This window comes from Salinarimonas sp. NSM, from assembly GCF_052380005.1.
GTDB lineage: Bacteria > Pseudomonadota > Alphaproteobacteria > Rhizobiales > Beijerinckiaceae > Salinarimonas.
Genome location: NZ_JBQTCJ010000043.1, coordinates 1 through 21,050, shown reverse-complemented (window position 1 = coordinate 21,050; position 21,050 = coordinate 1). Strand labels below are relative to the sequence as shown.

Annotated in this window: 23 protein-coding genes; 14 read left to right on the top strand and 9 right to left on the bottom strand. The window is 72.8% G+C overall.

What is annotated here, in order from left to right:
* The first annotated feature begins 4 nt into the window (after positions 1 to 4).
* On the top strand, positions 5 to 1,090 hold the full coding sequence (gene mraY / locus ACTZWW_RS15430; RefSeq protein WP_444781860.1) for a phospho-N-acetylmuramoyl-pentapeptide-transferase: 1,086 nt from the start codon (positions 5 to 7) through the stop codon (positions 1,088 to 1,090).
* 13 nt (positions 1,091 to 1,103) lie between these two features.
* A complete protein-coding gene (gene murD, locus ACTZWW_RS15425; RefSeq protein ID WP_444781859.1) occupies positions 1,104 to 2,489 on the top strand; it encodes a UDP-N-acetylmuramoyl-L-alanine--D-glutamate ligase in 1,386 nt (461 codons plus the stop codon).
* Between the two features lie 19 nt (positions 2,490 to 2,508).
* On the opposite strand, the gene ACTZWW_RS15420 is transcribed toward murD, so the two are convergent.
* Positions 2,509 to 3,177, bottom strand: coding sequence for a L,D-transpeptidase (locus ACTZWW_RS15420; protein WP_444781858.1), 669 nt, complete (start codon positions 3,175 to 3,177; stop codon positions 2,509 to 2,511).
* Between the two features lie 141 nt (positions 3,178 to 3,318).
* Positions 3,319 to 4,566, bottom strand: a complete 1,248-nt coding sequence (serA, locus tag ACTZWW_RS15415) for a phosphoglycerate dehydrogenase (protein ID WP_444781857.1) — start codon at positions 4,564 to 4,566, stop codon at positions 3,319 to 3,321.
* Between the two features lie 206 nt (positions 4,567 to 4,772).
* Between serA and ACTZWW_RS15410 the strand changes: the two genes are divergently transcribed.
* Positions 4,773 to 5,222, top strand: coding sequence for a group II truncated hemoglobin (locus tag ACTZWW_RS15410; protein WP_444781856.1), 450 nt, complete (start codon positions 4,773 to 4,775; stop codon positions 5,220 to 5,222).
* A gap of 19 nt (positions 5,223 to 5,241) precedes the next feature.
* Here the strand turns inward: ACTZWW_RS15410 and ACTZWW_RS15405 are convergent, their stop codons facing one another.
* On the bottom strand, positions 5,242 to 5,697 hold the full coding sequence (locus ACTZWW_RS15405; protein WP_444781855.1) for a DUF6101 family protein: 456 nt from the start codon (positions 5,695 to 5,697) through the stop codon (positions 5,242 to 5,244).
* A gap of 319 nt (positions 5,698 to 6,016) precedes the next feature.
* On the opposite strand from ACTZWW_RS15405, the gene ACTZWW_RS15400 reads away from it, so the two are divergent.
* The 5 genes from ACTZWW_RS15400 to lpxK all read left to right on the top strand — a co-directional run bounded on the left by ACTZWW_RS15400 (position 6,017) and on the right by lpxK (position 10,263).
* Positions 6,017 to 6,853: a 3'(2'),5'-bisphosphate nucleotidase CysQ gene (locus ACTZWW_RS15400; RefSeq protein ID WP_444781854.1), complete on the top strand. Its 837-nt coding sequence runs from the start codon at positions 6,017 to 6,019 to the stop codon at positions 6,851 to 6,853.
* Between the two features lie 73 nt (positions 6,854 to 6,926).
* Entirely contained in the window at positions 6,927 to 7,211 is a 285-nt protein-coding gene (locus ACTZWW_RS15395) for a DUF4170 domain-containing protein (protein ID WP_444781853.1), read from the top strand.
* A gap of 30 nt (positions 7,212 to 7,241) precedes the next feature.
* Positions 7,242 to 7,982, top strand: coding sequence for a lysophospholipid acyltransferase family protein (locus ACTZWW_RS15390; RefSeq protein WP_444781852.1), 741 nt, complete (start codon positions 7,242 to 7,244; stop codon positions 7,980 to 7,982).
* The gene (locus ACTZWW_RS15385; protein WP_444781851.1) at positions 7,979 to 9,271 is read left to right on the top strand and encodes a 3-deoxy-D-manno-octulosonic acid transferase; all 1,293 of its coding nucleotides are present in this window, start codon (positions 7,979 to 7,981) and stop codon (positions 9,269 to 9,271) included. The genes ACTZWW_RS15390 and ACTZWW_RS15385 overlap by 4 nt, the downstream gene beginning before the upstream one ends.
* Positions 9,271 to 10,263 (top strand): tetraacyldisaccharide 4'-kinase, encoded by a 993-nt coding sequence (gene lpxK / locus ACTZWW_RS15380; RefSeq protein ID WP_444781850.1) that lies wholly within the window; start codon positions 9,271 to 9,273, stop codon positions 10,261 to 10,263. The genes ACTZWW_RS15385 and lpxK overlap by 1 nt, the downstream gene beginning before the upstream one ends.
* Here lpxK and ACTZWW_RS15375 read toward each other — a convergent pair.
* From ACTZWW_RS15375 to ACTZWW_RS15365, 3 genes are all read right to left on the bottom strand, one after another.
* Positions 10,260 to 10,487 carry a DUF2093 domain-containing protein gene (locus ACTZWW_RS15375; RefSeq protein ID WP_444781849.1) on the bottom strand — a complete coding sequence of 76 codons (228 nt, stop codon included), beginning with the start codon at positions 10,485 to 10,487 and terminating at the stop codon, positions 10,260 to 10,262. The two genes, lpxK and ACTZWW_RS15375, sit on opposite strands and share 4 nt — an antisense overlap.
* 95 nt (positions 10,488 to 10,582) lie before the next feature.
* Complete coding sequence (gene hrcA, locus ACTZWW_RS15370; protein ID WP_444781848.1) at positions 10,583 to 11,719, bottom strand: heat-inducible transcriptional repressor HrcA; 1,137 nt, start codon at positions 11,717 to 11,719, stop codon at positions 10,583 to 10,585.
* Positions 11,720 to 11,806: 87 nt separating this feature from the next.
* Positions 11,807 to 12,646: a DUF3108 domain-containing protein gene (locus ACTZWW_RS15365; protein ID WP_444781847.1), complete on the bottom strand. Its 840-nt coding sequence runs from the start codon at positions 12,644 to 12,646 to the stop codon at positions 11,807 to 11,809.
* A gap of 283 nt (positions 12,647 to 12,929) precedes the next feature.
* On the opposite strand from ACTZWW_RS15365, the gene rpmB reads away from it, so the two are divergent.
* The 6 genes from rpmB to ACTZWW_RS15335 all read left to right on the top strand — a co-directional run bounded on the left by rpmB (position 12,930) and on the right by ACTZWW_RS15335 (position 18,115).
* The gene (rpmB, locus tag ACTZWW_RS15360) at positions 12,930 to 13,229 is read left to right on the top strand and encodes a 50S ribosomal protein L28 (RefSeq protein WP_444781846.1); all 300 of its coding nucleotides are present in this window, start codon (positions 12,930 to 12,932) and stop codon (positions 13,227 to 13,229) included.
* An 89-nt stretch (positions 13,230 to 13,318) separates the two neighbouring features.
* Positions 13,319 to 13,954, top strand: a complete 636-nt coding sequence (locus ACTZWW_RS15355) for a queuosine precursor transporter (RefSeq protein WP_444781845.1) — start codon at positions 13,319 to 13,321, stop codon at positions 13,952 to 13,954.
* Between the two features lie 42 nt (positions 13,955 to 13,996).
* Positions 13,997 to 14,623, top strand: coding sequence for an HD domain-containing protein (locus ACTZWW_RS15350; RefSeq protein WP_444781844.1), 627 nt, complete (start codon positions 13,997 to 13,999; stop codon positions 14,621 to 14,623).
* A gap of 290 nt (positions 14,624 to 14,913) precedes the next feature.
* The gene (locus ACTZWW_RS15345; protein WP_444781843.1) at positions 14,914 to 16,137 is read left to right on the top strand and encodes an aspartate aminotransferase family protein; all 1,224 of its coding nucleotides are present in this window, start codon (positions 14,914 to 14,916) and stop codon (positions 16,135 to 16,137) included.
* Positions 16,137 to 17,099, top strand: coding sequence for an ornithine carbamoyltransferase (gene argF, locus ACTZWW_RS15340; protein WP_444781842.1), 963 nt, complete (start codon positions 16,137 to 16,139; stop codon positions 17,097 to 17,099). The genes ACTZWW_RS15345 and argF overlap by 1 nt, the downstream gene beginning before the upstream one ends.
* Positions 17,096 to 18,115 (top strand): Hsp33 family molecular chaperone, encoded by a 1,020-nt coding sequence (locus ACTZWW_RS15335; protein WP_444781841.1) that lies wholly within the window; start codon positions 17,096 to 17,098, stop codon positions 18,113 to 18,115. The genes argF and ACTZWW_RS15335 overlap by 4 nt, the downstream gene beginning before the upstream one ends.
* Positions 18,116 to 18,131: 16 nt before the next feature.
* On the opposite strand, the gene ACTZWW_RS15330 is transcribed toward ACTZWW_RS15335, so the two are convergent.
* From ACTZWW_RS15330 to ACTZWW_RS15320, 3 genes are read right to left on the bottom strand one after another with little or no spacing between them, the layout of a single operon-like run.
* Positions 18,132 to 18,569 (bottom strand): DUF488 domain-containing protein, encoded by a 438-nt coding sequence (locus ACTZWW_RS15330; protein ID WP_444781840.1) that lies wholly within the window; start codon positions 18,567 to 18,569, stop codon positions 18,132 to 18,134.
* Between the two features lie 20 nt (positions 18,570 to 18,589).
* The gene (locus ACTZWW_RS15325) at positions 18,590 to 19,990 is read right to left on the bottom strand and encodes an amidase (RefSeq protein WP_444781839.1); all 1,401 of its coding nucleotides are present in this window, start codon (positions 19,988 to 19,990) and stop codon (positions 18,590 to 18,592) included.
* Between the two features lie 23 nt (positions 19,991 to 20,013).
* On the bottom strand, positions 20,014 to 20,877 hold the full coding sequence (locus ACTZWW_RS15320; RefSeq protein ID WP_444781838.1) for an ATP-binding cassette domain-containing protein: 864 nt from the start codon (positions 20,875 to 20,877) through the stop codon (positions 20,014 to 20,016).
* Positions 20,878 to 21,050 lie beyond the last annotated feature (173 nt).

Genomic DNA, 21,050 nt, shown 5'->3' with positions numbered 1-21,050 from the left:
TCCCATGCTCGTCTGGCTCTCCGAATTCTCCGAGACGATCGGCCTGCTCAACGTCCTGCGCTACATCACCTTCCGAACGGGGATGGCGACGGCGACGGGCTTCCTGTTCGTGTTCTGGTTCGGCCCCTCGATCATCGCGGCGCTGCGCGTGCGCCAGGGCAAGGGCCAGCCGATCCGCGAGGACGGGCCGCAGTCGCACCTGCTGACGAAGCGCGGCACGCCCACCATGGGCGGGCTGATGATCCTGGCCGGCCTCATCGTCTCGACGCTCCTGTGGGCCGACCTAGAGAACGCCTACGTCTGGATCGTCCTGATGGTGACCGTCGGCTTCGGCGCGATCGGGTTCTACGACGACTACCTGAAGGTGACGAAGCAGTCCCACAAGGGCTTTTCCGGCCGCTCGCGGCTGGCGATCGAGGGGCTGATCGCCGGCACCGCGATCGTGGCGATCGCCTACACGGCCACGCCGGCGCTGGCGAACCACCTCGCGCTGCCCTTCCTCAAGGACGTGCTCCTGAACCTCGGCTGGTTCTACGTGGTCTTCGGAGCGCTCGTGATCGTGGGCGCCGGCAACGCCGTGAACCTGACCGACGGGCTCGACGGGCTCGCCATCGTGCCGGTGATGATCGCCACCGCGAGCTTCGGCTTCATCGCCTACCTCGTCGGCAACGCCATCTTCGCGAACTACCTGCAGATCCACTTCGTGCCCGGCACCGGCGAGCTCGCCGTGATCTGCGGGGCGCTGATCGGGGCCGGGCTCGGCTTCCTGTGGTTCAACGCGCCCCCGGCGCAGGTCTTCATGGGGGACACGGGCTCTCTCGCGCTGGGCGGCATGCTCGGCACGATCGCGGTGGCGACGAAGCACGAGATCGTGCTCGCCATCGTCGGCGGGCTCTTCGTGCTCGAGGCAGCGTCCGTGATCATCCAGGTCGTGTCCTTCAAGCTCACCGGCCGGCGCGTCTTCAAGATGGCGCCGATCCACCATCACTTCGAGCAGCTGGGCTGGACGGAGCCGCAGGTGGTGATCCGCTTCTGGATCATCGCCGTCGTGCTCGCCATGGTCGGGCTCGCCACGCTCAAGCTGCGTTGAGGAGAGCCGCGCGATGACGCCCGTGACGACCTTCGCCGGGCGGTCGGTCGCCCTGTTCGGGCTCGGCGGCTCGGGGCTCGCGACGGCGCGGGCGCTCGTCGCGGGCGGCGCCGCCGTCGCCGCCTGGGACGATGCGGAGGCGAAGCGCGCCGAGGCGGCTGCGGCGGGCGTCCCCGTCGTCGACCTCGCCCAGGCGGACTGGGCCGGGTACTCCGCCCTGGTGCTCTCGCCCGGCGTTCCCCTCACCCACCCCGCCCCGCACTGGACGGTGGAGAAAGCGAGAGTGGCGGGCATCGAGATCATCGGGGACATCGAGCTGTTCTGCCGGGAGCGTCGGGCGGTCGCGCCGGACGCGCCCTTCGTGGCCATCACCGGCACGAACGGCAAGTCGACGACCACCGCGCTCCTCGCCCACGTCCTGCGCGAGGCGGGCGTCGACGTCGCCATGGGCGGCAACATCGGCACGCCGATCCTCGCACTGCCGCCGCCCTCCGAGGAGCGCGTGCACGTGGTCGAGGTGTCCAGCTTCCAGATCGACCTCGCGCCCACCCTCGACCCGACGATCGGCTGCCTGATCAACATCACCCCCGACCATCTCGACCGCCACGGCACGCTCGAGGCCTACGCCGCGATCAAGGAGCGGCTCGTAGCGGGCGCGCGCACGGCGCTGGTGGGCGTCGACGACGACCTGACGAACGCCATCGGCAAGCGGCTCTCCGAGCGGGAGGGGTCGGACGTCTACCCCGTCTCGGCGCGGGGCGAGCGGCCCTGGGGCTTCTTCGCGTCGGGCACCGAGATCCGCGCCCGCAACGCCGGCGAGACGCTCGCGGACGCGCTCGTGCTCGCCGATCTCGCGGGCGTCGAACCCCTGCGGGGGCGCCACAACGCCCAGAACGCCGCCTTCGCCTGCGCCGCCGCCTGGCTGTCCGGCGCGCCGCCCGAAGCGATCGCCGCGGCGGTGCGCACCTTCCCCGGCCTCGCCCATCGCATGGAGCAGGCGGGCGCGCGCGGGCGGGTGCGCTTCGTCAACGATTCGAAGGCGACGAACGCGGACTCGACCGAGGTGGCCCTCGCGGCCTACGACCGCGTCTTCTGGATCGCCGGCGGCAAGCCGAAGGCCGGCGGCATCGCGTCGCTCGCGCCCCATTGGGGAAAGATCGCCAAGGCCTACCTGATCGGCGCGGCGACCGATGCGTTCGCCGCAACGCTCGACGGGCATGTCGCCTACGAGCGCTGCGGCACGCTCGACGTCGCCGTGGTACGGGCCGCCGAGGACGCGGCGGCGACGGGGGAGGACGAGGTCGTCCTGTTCTCCCCGGCCTGCGCGTCCTTCGACCAGTTCCGGAATTTCGAGGAGCGCGGCGAGCGGTTCAAGGCACTGGTGGCCGGGCTGGGGTGAGGCTGGCCTGCGCTGCCTCTCACCCCTGCCGCACCAGCACCCGCGCCCCCACCGGCACGCGCTCGTAGAGATCGACGATGTCCTCGTTGAGCATGCGCACGCAGCCCGAGGAGACGGCCTCGCCGATGGACCAGGGCTCGTTGGTGCCGTGGATGCGGAAGAGCGTGTCGCGGTCGCCCTGGTAGAGGTAGAGCGCGCGGGCGCCGAGCGGGTTCTCGAGGCCGCCTTCCATGTAGGTCGGCAGGTCGGGATTGATGCGCAGCATGTTGTCGGTGGGGCCCCAGCCGGGCCAGACGCCCTTGCGGCCGACGCGCGCCGCGCCGCGCCAGGAGAAGCCGTTGCGGCCGACCCCGATGCCGTAGCGCATCGCCTTGCCGCCCTCCTCCACGAGGTAGAGGAAGCGCCCGTCGATATCGACGACGATCGTGCCCGGCGCCTCGCCGCCCGTGTAGGAGACCTGCTGGCGCATCAGCTCGGGGCGCATCAGCGAGCGGTTCACGAGCGGGATGTCGAAGGGCTCGTCGTCCCTGTAGCCCGTGTACCAGGCGGTGGTGCCGTCGAGCGAGACCGCCTGCGCGAGCACCGCGGGGGACACCCAGTCCCCCCGCGCGGGCCCATCCGCCGTCGTGGCGGTGTTGCACGCCGCGAGGGCGCCGATCGTGAGCACGAGGAGGAGACGCGCGAGCATGGAGGACGGACCCGGGAGAGCGATGGCACGCGCCCGCGTGAATCGCGAGCACCCGCATGGTTAAGGAACGTCCTTAAGGATCGCTTACCGCACCGCAAGCGCCGCCATGGGGGCGGAGTGTTTTCCTCTGTCGCTGTGGCCTTATTGCCGCATGTAGAGGATGCGCGCGCGGATGGTGCCTTCGAGCGCCCGCAGCGCGGAGAGGATCTCGCGGCTGTCGGCGGGCACCCCGTCCACCTCCACCACCACGTAGCCGATCTCGCCGTCGGTCTGGAGATACTGGCTCGCGATGTTGATGCCGCGGTCGGCGAACACGCCGATGAGCCGCGAGAGGATGCCCGGCACGTTCTGGTGGACGTGGATGTAGCGCGTGCCCCGGGCGCGCCCGGGCAGCTGGGCCTGCGGGAAGTTGACCGCGCCCACCGTCGCGCCGACGTCGGAATACTCGACGAGCTTGCGCGCCACCTCGACGCCGATGCGCTCCTGCGCCTCGACCGTCGAGCCGCCCACGTGCGGCGTGAGGATGACGTTGTCGATGCCCTGGAGCGGGCTCTCGAAGGGCTCGTTGTTCGAGCCCGGCTCCTTGGGGAAGACGTCGACGGCGGCGCCGCGCAGGTGCCCGTCCCGGAGCGCCGCGGCGAGCGCGTCGATGTCGACCACCGTGCCGCGGGAATTGTTGATGAGGTAGGCGCCCGGCTTCATGGCGCGGATCTCGCGCGCGCCGATCATGCCCTCGGTCTCGGGCGTCTCCGGCACGTGCAGCGTGACCACGTCCGCCTTCGCGAGCAGCTCCTGGAGCGTGTCGACCGGCTCGGTGTTGCCGTGGCGCAGCTTCTCGGTGCGGTCGTAGTACATCACCCGCATGCCGAAGCTCTCGGCCAGCGTCGAGAGCTGCGAGCCGATGTTGCCGTAGCCGACGATGCCGAGGCACTTTCCGCGCACCTCGTGGCTGTCGGTGGCGGACTTGTCCCACCCGCCCTCGTGGGCGGCGTTGGAGCGCGGCACGGCCCTGCGCATCAGCATGACGACCTCGGCCAGCGTCAGCTCCGCCACCGAGCGGGTGTTCGAGAACGGCGCGTTGAACACGGGCACGCCCCGCAGGCGGGCGGCGTCGAGGTCGACCTGGTTCGTGCCCACCGAGAAGCACCCGACCGCGATCAGCCGGTCCGCGGCCTCGAAGATCTCGCGCGTCAGCTGCGTGCGCGATCGGATGCCGAGGATGTGGACGCCCTTCACCGCCTCCTTCAGCGATTCCCCGTCGAGCGCCGTCTTCAGCCGCGTGATCGAGGCGTAGCCCGCGGCCTCGAGCAGCGCGACGGCGCTGTCGTTGACGTTCTCGAGCAGGAGGATGCGGATCTTGTCCTTGGACAGGGAGAGCGGAGCGGTCATCGAGCAATCTCTGGTGCGTGTCGGCGCCGGCGCGGCACGGCTTCCATGTCGCAGCCGCGGGTGGAGGAATCAAGGTGGGGCGGCGCATGGGGGGCCGGCGTGGGGCGCTGCCGTTTCGTCCACGATGTTCGTGTCTCACCCGACGCGACGCGCCCCGTCGAACGGACTAGGAAGAGGCCCGACGCAGCCGAGCCGATGCCCTTTCGATGTCCCAGCCCGCCACCGAGCCCTCCCCCGAAGCCTCCTCCAAGGCCTCCTCCAAGGCCTGCTCCAAGCCCGAGACTCTCTACGACGCCATCGGCGGTGCCCCGGCGGTCGCCGCGCTCGCGGCGCGCTTCTACGCGCTGATGGACGTGCTGCCGGAGGCCGCGGCCTGCCGCGCGATCCATCCCGAATCGCTCGAGGGCAGCGAGGAGACGCTCCGTCTCTACCTCACGGGCTGGCTCGGGGGGCCGCCGCTCTACGTCGAGCGGCGCGGGCCGCCGATGCTGCGCCGGCGGCACCTCCACGCCCCGATCGGCACCGCCGAGATCGAGGGCTGGCTCGCCTGCTTCGAGCGGGCTTGGGCGGAGACGGTGCCGGATCGCGCGCTCGACGCCGTCCTGCTGCCCAAGGTTCGGGCACTAGCCCGGCACATGCGCAACCAGGACGCCTGACGCGTCGCCGCGGCCGGCGTCAGCCGCGGCCCTCGACGATCTCGCGCTCGCGGAAGACGAGCGGGCGCGCCGTCGGGCGCCCGGTCTTGCGGCGGGTGAGAAAGCGCGGCCGGCGCCCGGACAGGAGCCCGTGGCGGCGGCGCTGGCGAACCTCGCCGAGCGCGAGCGGCCCGATCTGCGGATAGGGCGCGGCGAGGCTGCCGTCGGGGTTCTGGATCATGAGCGGCAGGCCGCTCTCCTGGCCGAGCCGACGCCACACGGCGACGATCTCCTCCTCGTCGAAGCGGCCGAGCACGGTCGCGATCTCGCCCGTGCGGGCGATCGCCGCGATCTCGAAGGCCGGCGCACCGGCGGGCTCGTCCGCCCCGCGCTCGGCGATGCGCATCGCGAGACCGGCGAGGCGGCCCGGAGGCACGCACAGGCCCAGCGTGTCGCAGGCGCTCTCGTCCGTCTCGAGAAAGCCGGAGCCGTCCATCGGGACGGCTCCGGCCGCGTTTGATCTGTCCGCCATCATGCTCGACGCCCTGTCAGCGTTGGGTGGCCGGCGGCTTGTTCTTGGATGATCGCCGCTCGATCCATGAGCCGATCATGCGGATGCTTCGCGTTCGCGGGCTTAAGCTTTTCGGTTAAAAGACGCTCAATCCGGGCGATGCTGAACGAATGCTTGCGAGGTTTGTGGAAAATCGCGGCATCGACCCGGCCACGGCGGCCGCCGAGCTTGCGTCCGCCCCGCCGCGTCCCTACCTTCGTCGATGAGCGGACGTGCCGTCGCGGCCGCCGCGGACGAGACCTCGATGCCCCTTTCCCCACAGACACGCGCCGATCTCGCCTCCGCCCTGGAGGAGGCCGCCCGCGAGGCGGGCGAGATCGCCCGCGGCTGGTTCCGCGAGGGCGACAAGACCACCGCGCGGGTCTGGAACAAGGCCGGCGGATCGCCTGTGACCGAGGCGGACGTCTCCGTCGACGCCTTCCTCAAGGTGCGGCTGTCGCAGATCCTGCCGGAGGCCGGCTGGCTCTCCGAGGAGACGCGCGACGATCCGGCGCGGCTCGACAGGCGCCTCGTCTGGATCGTCGACCCGATCGACGGCACCCGCGCGTTCCTGAACGGCATTCCGGACTGGTCGGTGGCGATCGCGCTGCTCGTCGACGGCGCGCCGACGCTCGGCGTCGTCCACGCCCCGGCCCGGGAGGGCTTCTACGAGGCGCAGGCCGGCGCCGGCGCGCGGCTCAACGGCACGCCGATCGCCACGGGCGTCCGCGAGGCGCTGGCGGGCGCAAACGTGGCCGGTCCCAAGCCCATGGTGGACGCGCTCGCGCGCCGCAGCGGCCCCTTCGGCGCCGTCACCAAGGTGCCCTCCCTCGCGCTGCGGATCGCGCGCGTCGCGTCAGGCGAGCACGACCTCGCCCTCGTGACCGCGAACGCACGCGACTGGGATCTCGCGGCCGCCGATCTCGTTCTCGCGGAGGCGGGCGGCACGCTGTCGGACCCGACGGGCGTCGCGCCGGTCTACAATCGGCCGGAGCCGGTGCACGGGGTTCTCGTCGCGGCCTCGCGCGCCTTGCATCCGCGCCTCGTTGAGGCCATGACGAGCGACGATACCGACACGCGGCGGCCGGCCGCCGCGGGCTGAGCCCGCGCTTCGCGGCCCGCCCCGTGCTTCCGGGCGACCGCGACGCGCGAGCCCCGAGCGCAACGAGAGCAGCATGACCGAGATCGACACCCGCGCACCCACGCCCGCTCAAACCGCGGCGCAGCCCGCCGCCCACAAGGGCGAGCAGCTCCTCCACCTGGTCTTCGGCGGCGAGCTGGACGACCCCGAGCACGTCCGCTTCCGCGACCTCGACGCGCTCGACATCGTCGGCATCTACCCCAATTATGCAACGGCCTTCGCCGCCTGGAAGGCGAAGGCTCAGGCGACCGTCGACAACGCCCATATGCGGTACTTCATCGTCCATCTGCATCGCCTGCTCGAGCCGCCGGTCGGCTGAACCACGGGCCGGCCGAGAAAAGTAACGGGCATGTCCCTCCTCAAGCGCATCGGCAGGCATCCGCGTGTCCAAGCCGCGGCGGGCTACGCCTTCGCGCGCTACCTCGGGCTCGTGCGCCTGACCAACCGCTTCACGATGGATCCGCCGGACGCGCACGATCGCGTCGGGCCGCTGATGCCCGTGATCGCGGCGATGTGGCACGGCCAGCACTTCCTCGTGCACCTCGCCCGGCGCCCGCAGGACCCCACCGCCTGCCTCGTCTCGCGCTCAGGCGACGGCGAGCTCAACGCCATCGCGCTCGAGCATCTGGGCGTGCGCCCGATCCGCGGCTCCGGCGATCGCGGACGCGGGCGGGTGCGCGAGAAGGGCGGCGCGCAGGCCATGCGCGCCATGCTGCGCGCGCTCGCGGGCGGCGAGAGCGTGGTGATGACCGCCGACGTCCCCAAGATCGCCCGCCGCGCCGGCGAGGGCATCGTCACGCTCGCGCGGCTCTCCGGCCGGCCGATCGTGCCCGTGGCCGTGGTGACGAGCCGGCGCAAGGTCTTCGACAGCTGGGATCGCGCGGCGCTCGGCCTGCCCTTCGGGCGCGGGGCGATCGTCATCGGCGATCCGGTCTTCGTCGCGCGCGACGCCGGGCCGGACGCGATCGAGGCCGCACGCCGGGCGGTGGAGGCGGGCCTCGACGGCGTGCATGCGCGCGCCTATGCGCTCATCGGCGCGACGGACCCGGGATGCGACCTGCGCGCCGCGCCCTCGGGAGGCGGCGCATGAAGCGCGGCTCCCGGCTGCTCGCGGGCTATCGCCTCGGCGTGTCGCTCCTCACCCCCGCCGCCGCCGGGCTCCTGCTGTGGCGGCGCGGCAAGGGCAAGGAGGACCCGGCGCGGCTCGGCGAGCGCCGCGGCCATCCGGGCCGCTCGCGGCCCGAAGGTCCGCTCGCGTGGCTGCACGGCGCCTCCATCGGCGAGACGCTGGCCATCCTGCCTCTGGTCGAGCGGCTGACGCGCCGCGGCATCACCGTGCTCGTGACGTCGGGCACGCGCACCTCGGCGCAGCTCGTGGCGCGACGCCTGCCGCCGGGCGCGATACACCAGTTCGTGCCCCTCGACGTGCCGCTCTACGTCAAGCGGTTCCTCGACCATTGGCGGCCGGATCTGGCGCTGTTCGCCGAATCGGAGCTGTGGCCGAACTTCGTCCACGCGCTCGACCGGCGCGGCATTCCCCTCGTCCTCGTCAACGGCCGGCTCTCCGAGCGCTCCTTCCGGCGCTGGATGCGTGCGCCGGTGGCGGCGGAGGCGATCCTGTCGCGCTTCGCCTTCTGCCTCGCGCAGACGCAGGCCGACGCGGAGCGCCTGGCGCGGCTCGGCGCGCCGCGGGTCGCGGTGGCGGGGAACCTCAAGTTCGATTCACCGGCACCGCCCGCCGATCCGCGCACGGTGGCGAGCCTCCAGGCGCTCACCGCCGGGCGCCCGATCTGGATGGCGGCATCGACCCACCCGGGCGAGGAGGAGGCGGCGATCGCGGTGCATCGTGCGCTCGCCAGGCGCTATCCGAGCCTCCTGACCATCATCGCCCCGCGCCATCCCGATCGCGGGCCGGACATCGCCGCCACCGCGCTCGAATCGGGCCTCGTCGCCGTGCGGCGGGCGGACGGGATGCAGCCCGACCGGTCCGTCGACCTCTACGTCGCCGACACGATCGGCGAGCTCGGCCTGTTCTACCGGCTCGCGCCCGTCGTGTTCATGGGCGGCTCGCTCATACCGCACGGTGGGCAGAACCCGATCGAGCCGGCGAAGCTCGGCGCGGCGATCCTGCACGGGCCGCACGTCCACAACTTCACTGACGTCTATGCCGCGATCGACCGCGCCCGCGGCGCGCTGCCGGTCGAGGACGCCCGCGCGCTCGCCGCCGCTCTGGCCCAGCTCCTCTCGGACCCGGGGCGGATGCGCACGATGGGCCGCGCCGGCACGGTGGCCGTGGACGCGCTGGGCGGCGCGCTCGAGCGCACGATCCGGGCGATCGATCCCTTCCTCGTCGATCTGCGCGCGGGCTCGTCCGGCTGATGCGGGCGCCGGGCTTCTGGACGGCGGCGACGCCGAGCCTCCGCGCCCGCCTGCTGGCGCCCGCCGGCGCCGTGTACGGTGCCGTCGCCGCTCGGCGGATCGCCCGTCCCGGCGCGCGCGCCGCGCTCCCCGTGATCTGCGTGGGTAACTTCACCGCCGGCGGCGCCGGCAAGACGCCCACCGCCCTGGCGCTCGCGGCGCTCCTCGCGCAGAGCGGCCTCGCCGCGGCCTTCCTGACGCGCGGCCACGGCGGGCGGGCGCGCACGCCGCTCCTCGTCGATCCCGCCCGCCACGACCATCGCGTGGTGGGCGACGAGGCGCTTCTGCTCGCCCGCGCCCGGCCGACGATCGTCTCGCGCGACCGCGTCGCCGGCGCCGCGATGGCCGCCGAGACGGGGGCCGACGTGATCGTCATGGACGACGGCCTGCAGAACCCCACGCTCGCCAAGGACCTCGCCTTCGCCGTCGTGGACGGCGAGACCGGGGTCGGTAACGGGCTGTGCCTGCCCGCGGGGCCGCTGCGCGCGCCGCTTCGCGCGCAATGGCCGCGGGTCGACGCCCTCGTGCTGATGGGACGCGGCGCGCCCGGCGCGCGGCTGGCCGAGGAGGCCCGCGCCCGCGGCAAGCCGGTCTTCCAGGCGCGCCTCGCGCCGGAGCCCGCGCTGGCCGACCGGCTCGACGGCACGCGCGTCCTCGCCTTCGCCGGCATCGGCCGGCCGGATAAGTTCTTCCGGACGCTCGAGGATTGCGGCGCGAGCGTCGTCGAGCGCGTCGCCCTGCCCGACCACCACGTCTATCGGCGTGGCGAGGCGGAGGCGCTCCTCGCGCACGCACGGACCCGCGGGCTCGTCCCCGTCACGACCGAGAAGGACGCAGCGCGCCTGCCGGCGCTGGAGGGGCTCCTCGCGCTGCCGGTCGCGGCACGGTTCGAGGACGTAGAGGGCGTGGGGGCGCTGCTCGCCGCGCGCCTGCGCGTCGCGACGTCGGCCTAGACCTGCGCCGGGGGCGCGTCCTTCGCGTAGCCGAGGCGCACCAGCGCCGCCTGGGGGCTCGCGTAGGCCTCCTGGCGAGGGACGCTCCAGTAGCGCAGCCGCTCGAGCGGGATCGCCTCGCCGGTGACGCCGCAGCGCACGAAGGTCCCCGGCTTCACCACGCGAAAGCTCGAATCCAGGTATTCGACCTCGGCCTCGCCGCCCGGCCGCTCGATCTTGTTCATCGCGTCATCCGTTTCGCGCGCGGTGGACCCGCCGCTCCTCGGAGCAATAGCGGAAAGAGGGGTGTGGGTTCAACTCGGCGCGGCCGCCGCACGGGTCACCTCCCGCTGCCCTCCAGCATCCGCGAGAGCACCTTGGCCGTGTAGTCCACCATCGGCACGATACGTGCGTAGTTGAGCCGAGTCGGGCCGATGACGCCCAGCACGCCGACGATCTTCTGGCCGCCGTCGCGGAAGGGGGCTGCGACGAGGGAGGAGCCCGACAGGGAGAAGAGCTTGTTCTCCGAGCCGATGAAGATTCGCACGCCCTCCCCCGCCTCGGCGCGGCCGAGGAGGTCGATCACGTCGGTCTGGGTCTCGAGGTCCTCGAACAGCAGGCGGATGCGCTCGAGGTCCTCGAGCGCCTGCAGGTCGGCGAGCAGGTTCGCCTGGCCGCGCACGATCAGGTGGCGCTCGACGGCGCCCTCCGTCGGCAGCGCCACGCCCGCCTCGATCAGCCGCGCGGTGAGCGCGTCGAGCTCGCGCTCCATGGCCTCGCGCAGGGCGCGGGTCTCGTCGCGGACCTCGGCGAGCGTCTTGCCGCGGATGCGGGCGTTGAGGAAGTTCGCGGCCTCGGTCAACGCCGAGGCGGGCAGACCCGGCGGCAGGTCGAGGAGGCGGTTCTCGACGGAGCCGTCCTCCGAGACCAGCACGACGAGGGCGCGGGCGGGATCGAGGCGCACGAACTCGATGTGCTTGAGCCGCGGGTCCTGCTTCGAGGTGACCACGACGCCCGCCCCGCGCGAGAGGCCCGACAGCATGGCGGAGGCCTCCGCCAGCGCGCTCTCGAAGTCGCGCGCCTGGGCGGCGGCGCGCATCTGCGCCTCGATGTTGCCGCGCTCCTCGAGCGACAGGTCGCCGAGCTCCAGCATGGCGTCGACGAAGAAGCGCAGGCCCGTCTCGGTCGGAAGCCGCCCGGCCGACGTGTGCGGCGCGAAGATCAGGCCGGCCTGCTCGAGGTCGGCCATGACGTTGCGCACGGAGGCCGGCGACAGCGGCGCGTGCAGGAGCTTCGAGATGTTGCGCGAGCCGACCGGCTCGCCGGTGGCGAGGTAGCTCTCGACGATCTGGCGGAAGATCTCGCGCGAGCGCTCGTTGAGCTCCGCGAGCGCCTGCGCTTGGCCGAACGTCTGGCCGAGAGGCTGGCCGAGCGGGCGGCCGATGAGGTCCGTGCGGGATGGGCTGTCGCCTGTCATCGCATTCGATCGGGGATGGCGTGCTGCATACCCGATTATGTGACCCGCCCCCCGCCCGCGCGCAAGCGGCGGATCGGCGCGGTCCCGTCAGTTGGAGGCGCCGCGCGCCACGCCGCCGCCGTCGATCGACACCCGCGAGGCCTCGATGATGCTCATGCCGATCTGCGTGCGCACCTCGATTCGCATCGGCAGCAGCACGCCGCCCGCCTCGACCGGTGCGAGCCACACGGCCATGTCGCGGTTGTCCTCCATGAAGCGCACCGCCTCCTTGCCGTCGCGATGGCCCGAGACCGCCCGGAAGCGGGCCTTGCAGATCAGCACCGGGCCGGAGTAGCCCGGCTTGTCGAGATCGCGCGTGCCGCCGTAGCTCAGCACGATGTCGAAGCGCGAGGCGCCGTCGAAGACGGGGATGGTGCGCTCGCACTGGCCCGGGTCGGTCGCCGCGAGGCGCCCGCGCGCCGGAAACAGGAAGGCGCTCACCGGATCGACGACGCCGCGCCGATGTGCGGCGCGCACCGGCACGCGATCGGGGTGCTCCGGGAGCGGCGGCAGGATCTCCACGGCCGCGACCGCGCCGCCGGAGAGGCCCATGCGCACGGTGCGGCTCGCGCGGCTCGAGGCCGAGTTGACCGCGAAGCTCGCCGGCGTCACCCGCTCGCCGTCGACGCGCCCGGTCGCGGTGGCCGCGCCGCGCCCGTCGGTGATCAGCCCCGCGAGCCCGACGAGCCGCGCCTGGACCGAGATCTCGTAGCGCCGCCCGTCGGAGGAGGAGGTCACGTCCGCCTCGCCGATCGGGAAGCCGGCGAGCCAGATGCCGTAGGTCGCGTCGAAGGACGAGCCGCTCGCGGAGGCTCCGCCGGGCGACGCGGCGAGGACCGCCCCGAAGGCGGCGGCGAGGAGGGCTCGGGCGAGGCGGCGCGCGCGCATGGGCGTTTCCTTGGGTCCCGTCGGGTCCCGTCCGCGCCGGAAGCCCGCGCACGACGGCGTCGTGAGAGGCTCCTCGGCGAATCGGGCGTTGTCGAGGCGATCTCGACCATCGATCCGGAAGGTTAATGCTCTCCTATCCTTGACGCGCCGGGGGCTTTGCGCCTATAGGCTCCAACCTTCCAGGGACACCGGTGTCCGGTCGCCCCGCATCGGCGCGCGTTGCGCGCGGGAGCGTGGGGGAGAGACGCGGCCGCACCTCATCGACGATAGGACGTAAGAGATCATGTCGCGCCGTTGCGAACTGACCGGCAAGGCCGTTCTGACCGGCCACCTCGTGAGCCACTCGAACCGCAAGACGAAGCGTCGCTTCCTGCCCAACCTCGTCAACGTGACGCTCCAGTCCGAGTCGCTCGGCCGCTCGGTGCGCATGCGCATCTCGGCCGCGGCCCTGCGCACGGTGGAGCATCGCGGCGGGCTCGACGCCTTCCTCGCCAAGGCGAAGGACGTGGAGCTGTCGCAGACGGCGCTCGGCGTGAAGCGCGAGATCGAGAAGAAGCAGATGGCGGACGCCGCCGCCGGCTGACCCGCCGCGCGCGCCTCCCTCATCGGTACGAGATCGACGGGCGGCCTCGCGGTCGCCCTTCGCCGTTTCCAGCAGCCGAAGGCTCGACCATGCCCGCCCTGCGCAGCGACCACCGCAGCCCCATCCTCCTCGCCGTCGCGGCGATGGCGCTCGTGGTGCTCGCCTCGAACATCCTCGTGCAGCACCCGATCCAGGCTTTCGGCCTGCAGGACTGGCTGACCTGGGGCGCCTTCACCTATCCTTTCGCCTTCCTGGTGACGGACCTCGCCAACCGCCGCTTTGGCCCGGCCGCCGCGCGCAAGGTGGTCCTCGCCGGCTTCGCGCTGGCGGTCGCGCTGTCGATCTACTTCGCCACGCCGCGGATCGCGATCGCGTCGGGCGTGGCCTTCCTCACGGCGCAGCTCCTCGACGTCGCGATCTTCAACGGCCTGCGCGCCAAGGCCTGGTGGATCGCGCCGCTGACCTCCTCGGTGCTCGCCTCGGCGCTCGACACGGCGCTGTTCTTCTCCCTCGCCTTCCATTGCGGGCCCGTCCTCGGCGACACGACGATCACGCAGATGCTGGGCGCGGTCGGCATCGCCGACGAATGCATCGCGCTCCCCTGGCAGACGCTGGCGCTCGCCGACTGGGCCGTGAAGCTCGCCGTCGCCGCGGTTGCGCTCGTCCCCTACGGCGCGCTCGTCTCGCGGCTGCGCCGCTGGGAGGACGTCCACGGGGCCGCGTGATCGCGCCCGGATCCATCGCACCACGGGAGAGGGCGCCGAGCCGTGAGCCGGACTCCGAGCGACGATCGTCTGGCGGGTGTCCTCGCCTTCCTGCGCGCCGCCGAGGCGCTCAAGGTCCGGCATCGCTCGGGCCGGACGTCCGACGGCGCGCCGGAGAGCATCGCCGCGCATTCCTGGCGCCTGGCGCTCGCGGCGATCGTGCTCGGGGATGCGCTCGGGGAGCACGATCGGCTGCGGCTCCTCGAATTGTGCGTCCTGCACGACCTCGGCGAGGCGATCTCCGGCGACGTGCCCGCCATCCACCAGCGCCCGGACGACGGCCGCGCCGCCCGCGAGCGGGCCGATCTCGAGACGCTCGGCGCGCCGCTGCCGGCGGAGATACGTGCGCGGCTGCTCGCGCTGCACGACGAGTACGAGGCCGGCGCGACCCGCGAGGCGGTCCTCGCCAAGGCGCTCGACAAGATCGAGACCATCCTCCAGCACCTGCAGGGCGACAACGGCCCCGATTTCGACCACGGCTTCAACCTCGGCTACGCCCGCGCCCGCACGGATGCCGATCCGGTCACGGCGCGGCTGCGGGCGATGCTCGACAAGGAGACGCGAGCGCACGTCCGCGCGGCCGATCCGGCCGGGCGCGGCGCCTCTTCCCCGGCGGCGCCGCCGCGCTAGGTCCTCGTCGGATCGCAGACCGTCGGGAGCGACCCGTGTCGCAGAGCGCCCTCATCGTCATCGGCGAGTTCTCGCTGCTCGTCGCGCTCCTCGGCTTCGCCGCCTGGGAGGTCTGGAAGCTTCGGCGCGAGAAGCGCTGAGCGCGCGCCCGTGAGCCTCCCCCGCGCGTGTTTTCGTTGACACGCGGCGGGCTTCCCATAGAATTCTCCTGCTGCCGCCCCTCTCGGGGCGGCGCTTTCATTTGTGGGCGCGCCGGAAGCACGCGCCCGCCCGCGAAGAGGATGGAGCCCGTGACCTCTGCGATCCTGCCGACCTACGCACGCGCCGACGTGGCCTTCGAGAAGGGCGAAGGGGCCTGGCTCGTGTCGCGACGCGGCGAGCGCTATCTCGACTTCGGCGCGGGCATCGCGGTCAACTCGGTGGGCCATTCGCACCCGCACGTGGTCGCCGCGCTCGTGGAGCAGGCGGGCAAGCTCTGGCACACCTCGAACCTGTTCGAGATCCCCGAGGGTGAGCGCCTGGCGCAGCGTCTCGTCGACGCCACCTTCGCCGATCGGGTGTTCTTCACCAATTCCGGCGCGGAGGCCAACGAGGGCGCGATCAAGATGGCGCGCCGCTGGCAGCACGTGAACGGCCATCCGGAGCGCTATCGCATCCTCACCTTCGAGGGCGCCTTCCACGGCCGCACGCTGGCGACCATCGCCGCCGGCGGCCAGAAGAAGTACCTCGAGGGCTTCGGCCCGAAGGTGGAGGGCTTCGATCAAGTGCCCTTCGGCGACCACGAGGCCATGCGCGCGGCGATCGGGCCGGAGACGGCGGCGATCCTCGTCGAGCCGATCCAGGGCGAGGGCGGTATCCGGGCGGTGCCGCACCAGTGCCTGCGCGGCCTGCGCGCGCTGTGCGACGAGGCCGGCCTCCTCTTGATCTACGACGAGGTGCAGACCGGCGTCGGTCGCACCGGCAAGCTGTTCGCACACGAGTGGGCCGGGCCGGAGGCGCGCCCCGACATCATGACGGTCGCCAAGGGCATCGGCGGCGGCTTCCCCATGGCCGCGATCCTGTGCACCGAGGACGCGGGACGGGCGCTCGCGCCGGGAACCCACGGCACGACGTTCGGCGGCAACCCTCTGGCGATGGCGGTCGGCAACGCCGTGCTCGACGTCGTCCTCGCCGACGGCTTCCTGGAGGAGGTGCGCCGCACCGGCCTGCTGCTCAAGCAGGGGCTCGCGGCGCTGCGCGACCGGCATCCGGACGTGATCGAGGAGGTCCGCGGCGAGGGGCTGATGATCGGCCTGCGCTGCCGTGTGCCCAACGGCGACCTCGTCTCCGCCATGCGGGACCAGAAGATGATCGGCATCGCCGCCGGCGACAACGTGGTGCGCCTGCTGCCGCCGCTCATCGTGCGCGACGCGGAGACGTCGGAGGCGCTGCACCGGCTGGAGGCCGCCTGCGTCGCCCTCGAGCGGGCGTCCGCGGACGCGCCGGTCGCCGCCGCGGTCGCGGGAGCACGCTGATGAACGCGCCCATCGCCAAGCCGATCGCGAAGCCGACCGCAGCCACCCGCCACTTCACCGACCTGACGACGCTGTCGGGCGAGGAGTTGCGGCGCATCCTCGACATCGGCGTGCGGATCAAGGCCGCGCGCCGCCGCGGCGAGCGCCAGGCCGACCGCCCGCTCGAGGGCAAGACGCTGGCGATGATCTTCGACAAGCCCTCGACCCGCACCCGCGTCTCCTTCGACGTCGGCATGCGCGAGCTCGGCGGCGAGTCGATCATGCTCACCGGCAAGGAGATGCAGCTCGGCCGCGGCGAGACGGTGGCGGACACCGCGCGCGTGCTCTCGCGCTACGTCGACGTGATCGTCATCCGCACCCTCGAGCACGACACGCTGCTCGAACTCGCGGCGAACGCCACGGTGCCGGTGATCAACGCGCTCACCAAGCTCTCGCACCCCTGCCAGATCATGGCCGACGTGATGACCTTCGAGGAGCATCGCGGGCCGATCGCCGGCGCGACCGTGGCCTGGGTGGGCGATTCGAACAACGTACTCGCTTCCTGGGTCCACGCGGCGGCGCGCTTCGGTTTCCGCCTGCAGGTCGCGACGCCCCCCGAGCTCACGCCGCCCGGGGAGCTGCTCGACTGGGCCCGCGCGGAGGGCGCCGACGTCGTCGTCGGCACGGACGGACAGGCCGCGGTCGCGGGGGCGGATGCCGTCGTCACCGATTGCTGGGTGTCGATGGGCGACGAGGACGAGGGGCGCCGCCACAATCTGCTCGCCCCCTACCAGGTGAACGAAGCCCTCATGGCGAAAGCCAAATCGGACGCCATATTCATGCATTGCCTTCCCGCCCATCGCGGCGAGGAGGTGACGGACGCGGTCATGGACGGACCGCATTCGGTGGTGTTCGACGAGGCGGAGAACCGGCTGCATGCGCAGAAGGGAGTCCTCGCCTGGTGCTTCGGGATAGAGGTATGACGCAGACGCAATTCGAGGGCGCGCAGTTCGAGGGCGCGGACGACGTCGTGCTCCCGTTCGCGGTCGAGTCGCTCGACGTGCGCGGACGGGTGGTGCGGCTCGGCGAGGCCGTCGACACGCTGGTGACCCGACACGGCTATCCGGACGCGGTGGCGCGCGTCGTCGGCGAGGCGGCGGCGCTGACCGCGCTGCTCGGCGCCTCGCTCAAGTTCGACGGGCGCTTCCAGCTCCAGACGAAGACCGACGGGCCGATCGAGATGATCGTCGTCGACTACGACGCGCCCGACCGGCTGCGCGCCTTCGCGCGCTTCGATGCCGGCAAGGTCGCGCAGACCGCCGGCGCGGGCGCGCCCCTGCGCGGGGCCGAGGTCGGCCGCCTGCTCGGGCACGGGCACCTCGCCATGACGATCGACCAGGGGCCGGAGCTGCGGCGCTACCAGGGCGTGGTGCCGCTCGAGGGCCAGGGCCTCGAGGAGGCGGCGCACCAGTACTTCCGCCAGTCGGAGCAGATCCCCACCCGCATCCGCCTCGCGGTCGCCGAGGAGCTGACCGGCGGGGAGGCGCGCGCCTACCGCGCCGGCGGCATGATGGTGCAGTTCCTCCCCTCCTCCAGCGACCGCCAGCGCCAGGCCGAGCTTCCGCCCGGCGACGTGCCGGAGGGCCATCCGGCGCACGACCGCGGCGAGCCGGCGGAGGACGACGCCTGGGTGGAGGCGAAGTCCCTCGTCGACACGATCCAGGATCACGAGCTGATCGACCCCTCCGTGTCGAGCGAGCGGCTCCTGTTCCGTCTCTTCCACGAGCGCGGCGTGCGCGTCTTCGAGGCGCAGGGCATCCGCGAGGCCTGCCGCTGCTCGCGCGAGCGCGTCGTCGACGTCCTCGGCCGCTTCCCCGAGGCGGAGCGGCGCGAGATGGTGGCCGACGACGGCTCGATCCAGGTGACCTGCGAGTTCTGCTCGCGCAAGTACGCCTTCGACCCGCGCGAGATCGAGGAGACGACCGCGCAGGAGGGGTGATCGGGGCGTCGACGCCCTAGAGGTGCGCGATCGCCATCCCCGTCTCCGCCCGGATCATGTCCGCGACGATCCGGCGGTGGCAGCCGCAGGCGCGGGCCTCGTAGCACAGGAGCGCGGCGGGGCGATCACAAGCCAGCGCCGTCGCCCTGGCGAGGCCGTGGCGCGCCTCGAGCGTCTCCATGTGGTCGCCGAAGATCGCCTCCATCTCGCCGATCCGCCCCTTGCGCGCCGCCTCGCGTCCCGCCTTGGGGGTTCCGAGCGACCTGAGGTGCTCGTAGGCGATCCCCTCCGCTTCCAGCGAGCTGCGCAGGATCGACTTGGAGAAGCCCGCGCGGCGGGAAGCGGCGACGGCGCGCACGTCGATGACCACCGCGACGCCCGCCTGCCGCAGGCGCGCGATCACCGCGGGCAGCGTCTCGGACTCGTAGCCGATCGTGTGCAGCACGCTGGTCATGGTCCCCTCCGCGCGAGGCCTCACACCCTCGGCCAGTCCCGCTGCGGCCCGCGCATGCGCTCGTAGGCCGCCGCCGCCCGCAGCACCGCCATGTCGGCGAAGCGCGGTCCCGCGATCTGGAGGCCGATGGGCAGGCCGCTCGCAGTATAGCCGCAATTCACCGAGATCGCCGGCTGCTCGGACATGTTGAAGCCCACCGTGAAGCCGATGTGCTCGAAGGGGCGCTGCCAGTCGTTCGTCGGCGAGGCCCAGCCCGCGGGGTAGCTCGGCATCGGCGCCGTCGGCGAGATCAGGAGGTCGTAGGGCGCGCTGGCGGAGAGCGTCGCCTTGCGCATGGCGTCGATCTGCGCGAAGCCGCGATAGACGACCTCCCCCGACAGCTCCGCCCCGCCCTGCGCCCAAGCGTGGATGTAGGGCAGGATCGCCGCGCGCTTCTCCTCCGGCAGGCCCGCGATGTCCGCCCAAGCCCGGGCGCGCCAGAAGCGGTCGAGGCCGTCGAGCATCTCGCGGGTCAGGAACGGCCCCGCCTCCTGCACGAACGCCCCCGCCTCGGCGAAGGCGGACGCCGCGCGCTCCACCGCGGCGCGCACCTCCGGCTCGACGGCGGCGCCCACCCCGCAATCCAGCACGAGGCCGACCTTCAGCCCCTCGACCCCGTGGTCGAGATCGAGCCAGGGCAGGTCCGCTGGGGGCAGGCACATCGTGTCGCGCGCGTCCGGGCGCGAGAGGACGCTCATGTAGAGCGCGCTGTCGGCCACCGTGCGGGTCATCGGCCCGGCGACGCGGCCGAGGAAGGGCGGGTCGATCGGCACGCGCCCGAAGCTCGGCTTGAAGCCGACGACTCCGCACCAGCCCGCCGGCAGGCGGATCGAGCCGCCGATGTCGGTACCGATGTGGAGCGGACCGTAGCCCGCCGCCGCCGCCGCGCCGGCGCCGGCCGACGAGCCGCCGGGGTTCAGGTCCGTGTTCCAGGGGTTGCGGGCGAGCGCGTGGAAGCTCGACAGGCCGGACGACAGCATGCCGTAGTCCGGCATCGTCGTGCGCGCCAGGATCACGCCGCCCGCCTCGCGGGTGCGCGCCGCCGGCGGCGCGTCGACGGGCGACGGCACGAGATCGCGCGCGGCGGTGCCGAGCGGCATGCCGAGCCCCTTCGTCGCGATGTTCTCCTTGATCGTCAGCGGCACGCCGTCGATCGGCCCCGCCGGCTCGCCCCTGGCCCAGCGCGCCTCGGACGCCTTCGCCGCCTCCCGCGCCGCCTGCGGGTCGAAGGCCCAGAGCGCGTGCAGGGTCGGCTCGGAGGCCTCGATGCGGGCGATCACCGCCTCCGCCACCTCGACGGGGGAGAGGCGCCTTCCCTCGTAGGCGGCGACGAGATCGCAGGCCGTGAGATCGGCGAGATCGGCGGAAGCGGCGGCGGTCATCGGAGCGGGTCCTTCTTCGTTGTTCATTCGTCGACCCGCGCCCGGTCTCCCGCCCGGGCGCGCCGATGGCGGCCCGGGACGGCGGCGAGGAGCGTGCGGGTGTAATCGTGGGCGGGCGCGTCGAAGACGGCGTCGGTCGCCCCCTCCTCCACGATCCGGCCCGCCTGCATGACGCAGACCCGGTCCGTGATCACGCGCACGACCGAGAGGTCGTGGCTGATGAAGAGGTAGGCGAGGCCGAGCTCCTCCTGCAGGTCCATCATCAGGTTGAGCACCTGCGCCTGCACCGAGACGTCGAGCGCCGAGACCGGCTCGTCGCAGACGATCAGCGCGGGTCGTGTGACCAGCGCCCGGGCGATGGCGATGCGCTGGCGCTGGCCGCCGGAGAACTCGTGCGGGTACTTCTCCGCCGCGGACGCCGGCAGCCCGACCTGGTCGAGAGCCTCGCGCACGCGCTTTTCCCGCGTGGCGGCGTCGACGTCCGGCTCGAGCGAGCGGATCGGCTCGGCGACGATGCGCCCGACGGAATGGCGCGGGTCCAGAGAGCCGTAAGGGTCCTGGAAGATCGCCTGGAAGTGCTTGCGCTCGGCCCGCAGCTCGCTGCGCGAGAGCGCGAAGAGGTCGCGTCCGCGAAAGCGCACGCTGCCCTCCTGCGGCGTTTCCAGCGCCATGACGGTGCGTGCGAGCGTTGACTTGCCGCAGCCCGATTCGCCGACGATGCCGAGGCTCTCGCCGGGGCGCAGCCGGAGGCTCACCCCGTGCAAGGCGGTGAACGTGGGTGCCGGATCGAGGAGCGTGCGCCGCGGCAGGCGGTAGCGGCGCACGAGGTCGCGCACCTCGACGAGGGGTGCCGTCTCCTCGGCAGCGTCGATGGCGGAGGCGTTCATCGCGCGCCCTCCGGCGCCGCATGCCCGACGTCCATCGCCGCCGCCGGCGGGTGCGGATGCAGGCACGCGGCGGCGTGGTCCGCGCGATCCGGCCGGCCGAGCGGGCGCAGCGGCGGCGGCGCGGCGCGGCAATCGTCCTGCGCGCGCGGGCAGCGCGGGGCGAAGGCGCAGCC

What these genes read in the sequence shown, in the direction of transcription:
- mraY (WP_444781860.1), top strand. Translation starts at nt 5, where the DNA reads ATGCTCGTCTGGCTCTCCGAATTCTCCGAGACGATCGGCCTGCTCAAC.
- murD (WP_444781859.1), top strand. Translation starts at nt 1,104, where the DNA reads ATGACGCCCGTGACGACCTTCGCCGGGCGGTCGGTCGCCCTGTTCGGG.
- ACTZWW_RS15420 (WP_444781858.1), bottom strand. Translation starts at nt 3,177, where the DNA reads ATGCTCGCGCGTCTCCTCCTCGTGCTCACGATCGGCGCCCTCGCGGCG.
- serA (WP_444781857.1), bottom strand. Translation starts at nt 4,566, where the DNA reads ATGACCGCTCCGCTCTCCCTGTCCAAGGACAAGATCCGCATCCTCCTG.
- ACTZWW_RS15410 (WP_444781856.1), top strand. Translation starts at nt 4,773, where the DNA reads ATGTCCCAGCCCGCCACCGAGCCCTCCCCCGAAGCCTCCTCCAAGGCC.
- ACTZWW_RS15405 (WP_444781855.1), bottom strand. Translation starts at nt 5,697, where the DNA reads ATGGACGGCTCCGGCTTTCTCGAGACGGACGAGAGCGCCTGCGACACG.
- ACTZWW_RS15400 (WP_444781854.1), top strand. Translation starts at nt 6,017, where the DNA reads ATGCCCCTTTCCCCACAGACACGCGCCGATCTCGCCTCCGCCCTGGAG.
- ACTZWW_RS15395 (WP_444781853.1), top strand. Translation starts at nt 6,927, where the DNA reads ATGACCGAGATCGACACCCGCGCACCCACGCCCGCTCAAACCGCGGCG.
- ACTZWW_RS15390 (WP_444781852.1), top strand. Translation starts at nt 7,242, where the DNA reads ATGTCCCTCCTCAAGCGCATCGGCAGGCATCCGCGTGTCCAAGCCGCG.
- ACTZWW_RS15385 (WP_444781851.1), top strand. Translation starts at nt 7,979, where the DNA reads ATGAAGCGCGGCTCCCGGCTGCTCGCGGGCTATCGCCTCGGCGTGTCG.
- lpxK (WP_444781850.1), top strand. Translation starts at nt 9,271, where the DNA reads ATGCGGGCGCCGGGCTTCTGGACGGCGGCGACGCCGAGCCTCCGCGCC.
- ACTZWW_RS15375 (WP_444781849.1), bottom strand. Translation starts at nt 10,487, where the DNA reads ATGAACAAGATCGAGCGGCCGGGCGGCGAGGCCGAGGTCGAATACCTG.
- hrcA (WP_444781848.1), bottom strand. Translation starts at nt 11,719, where the DNA reads ATGACAGGCGACAGCCCATCCCGCACGGACCTCATCGGCCGCCCGCTC.
- ACTZWW_RS15365 (WP_444781847.1), bottom strand. Translation starts at nt 12,646, where the DNA reads ATGCGCGCGCGCCGCCTCGCCCGAGCCCTCCTCGCCGCCGCCTTCGGG.
- rpmB (WP_444781846.1), top strand. Translation starts at nt 12,930, where the DNA reads ATGTCGCGCCGTTGCGAACTGACCGGCAAGGCCGTTCTGACCGGCCAC.
- ACTZWW_RS15355 (WP_444781845.1), top strand. Translation starts at nt 13,319, where the DNA reads ATGCCCGCCCTGCGCAGCGACCACCGCAGCCCCATCCTCCTCGCCGTC.
- argF (WP_444781842.1), top strand. Translation starts at nt 16,137, where the DNA reads ATGAACGCGCCCATCGCCAAGCCGATCGCGAAGCCGACCGCAGCCACC.
- ACTZWW_RS15335 (WP_444781841.1), top strand. Translation starts at nt 17,096, where the DNA reads ATGACGCAGACGCAATTCGAGGGCGCGCAGTTCGAGGGCGCGGACGAC.
- ACTZWW_RS15330 (WP_444781840.1), bottom strand. Translation starts at nt 18,569, where the DNA reads ATGACCAGCGTGCTGCACACGATCGGCTACGAGTCCGAGACGCTGCCC.
- ACTZWW_RS15325 (WP_444781839.1), bottom strand. Translation starts at nt 19,990, where the DNA reads ATGACCGCCGCCGCTTCCGCCGATCTCGCCGATCTCACGGCCTGCGAT.
- ACTZWW_RS15320 (WP_444781838.1), bottom strand. Translation starts at nt 20,877, where the DNA reads ATGAACGCCTCCGCCATCGACGCTGCCGAGGAGACGGCACCCCTCGTC.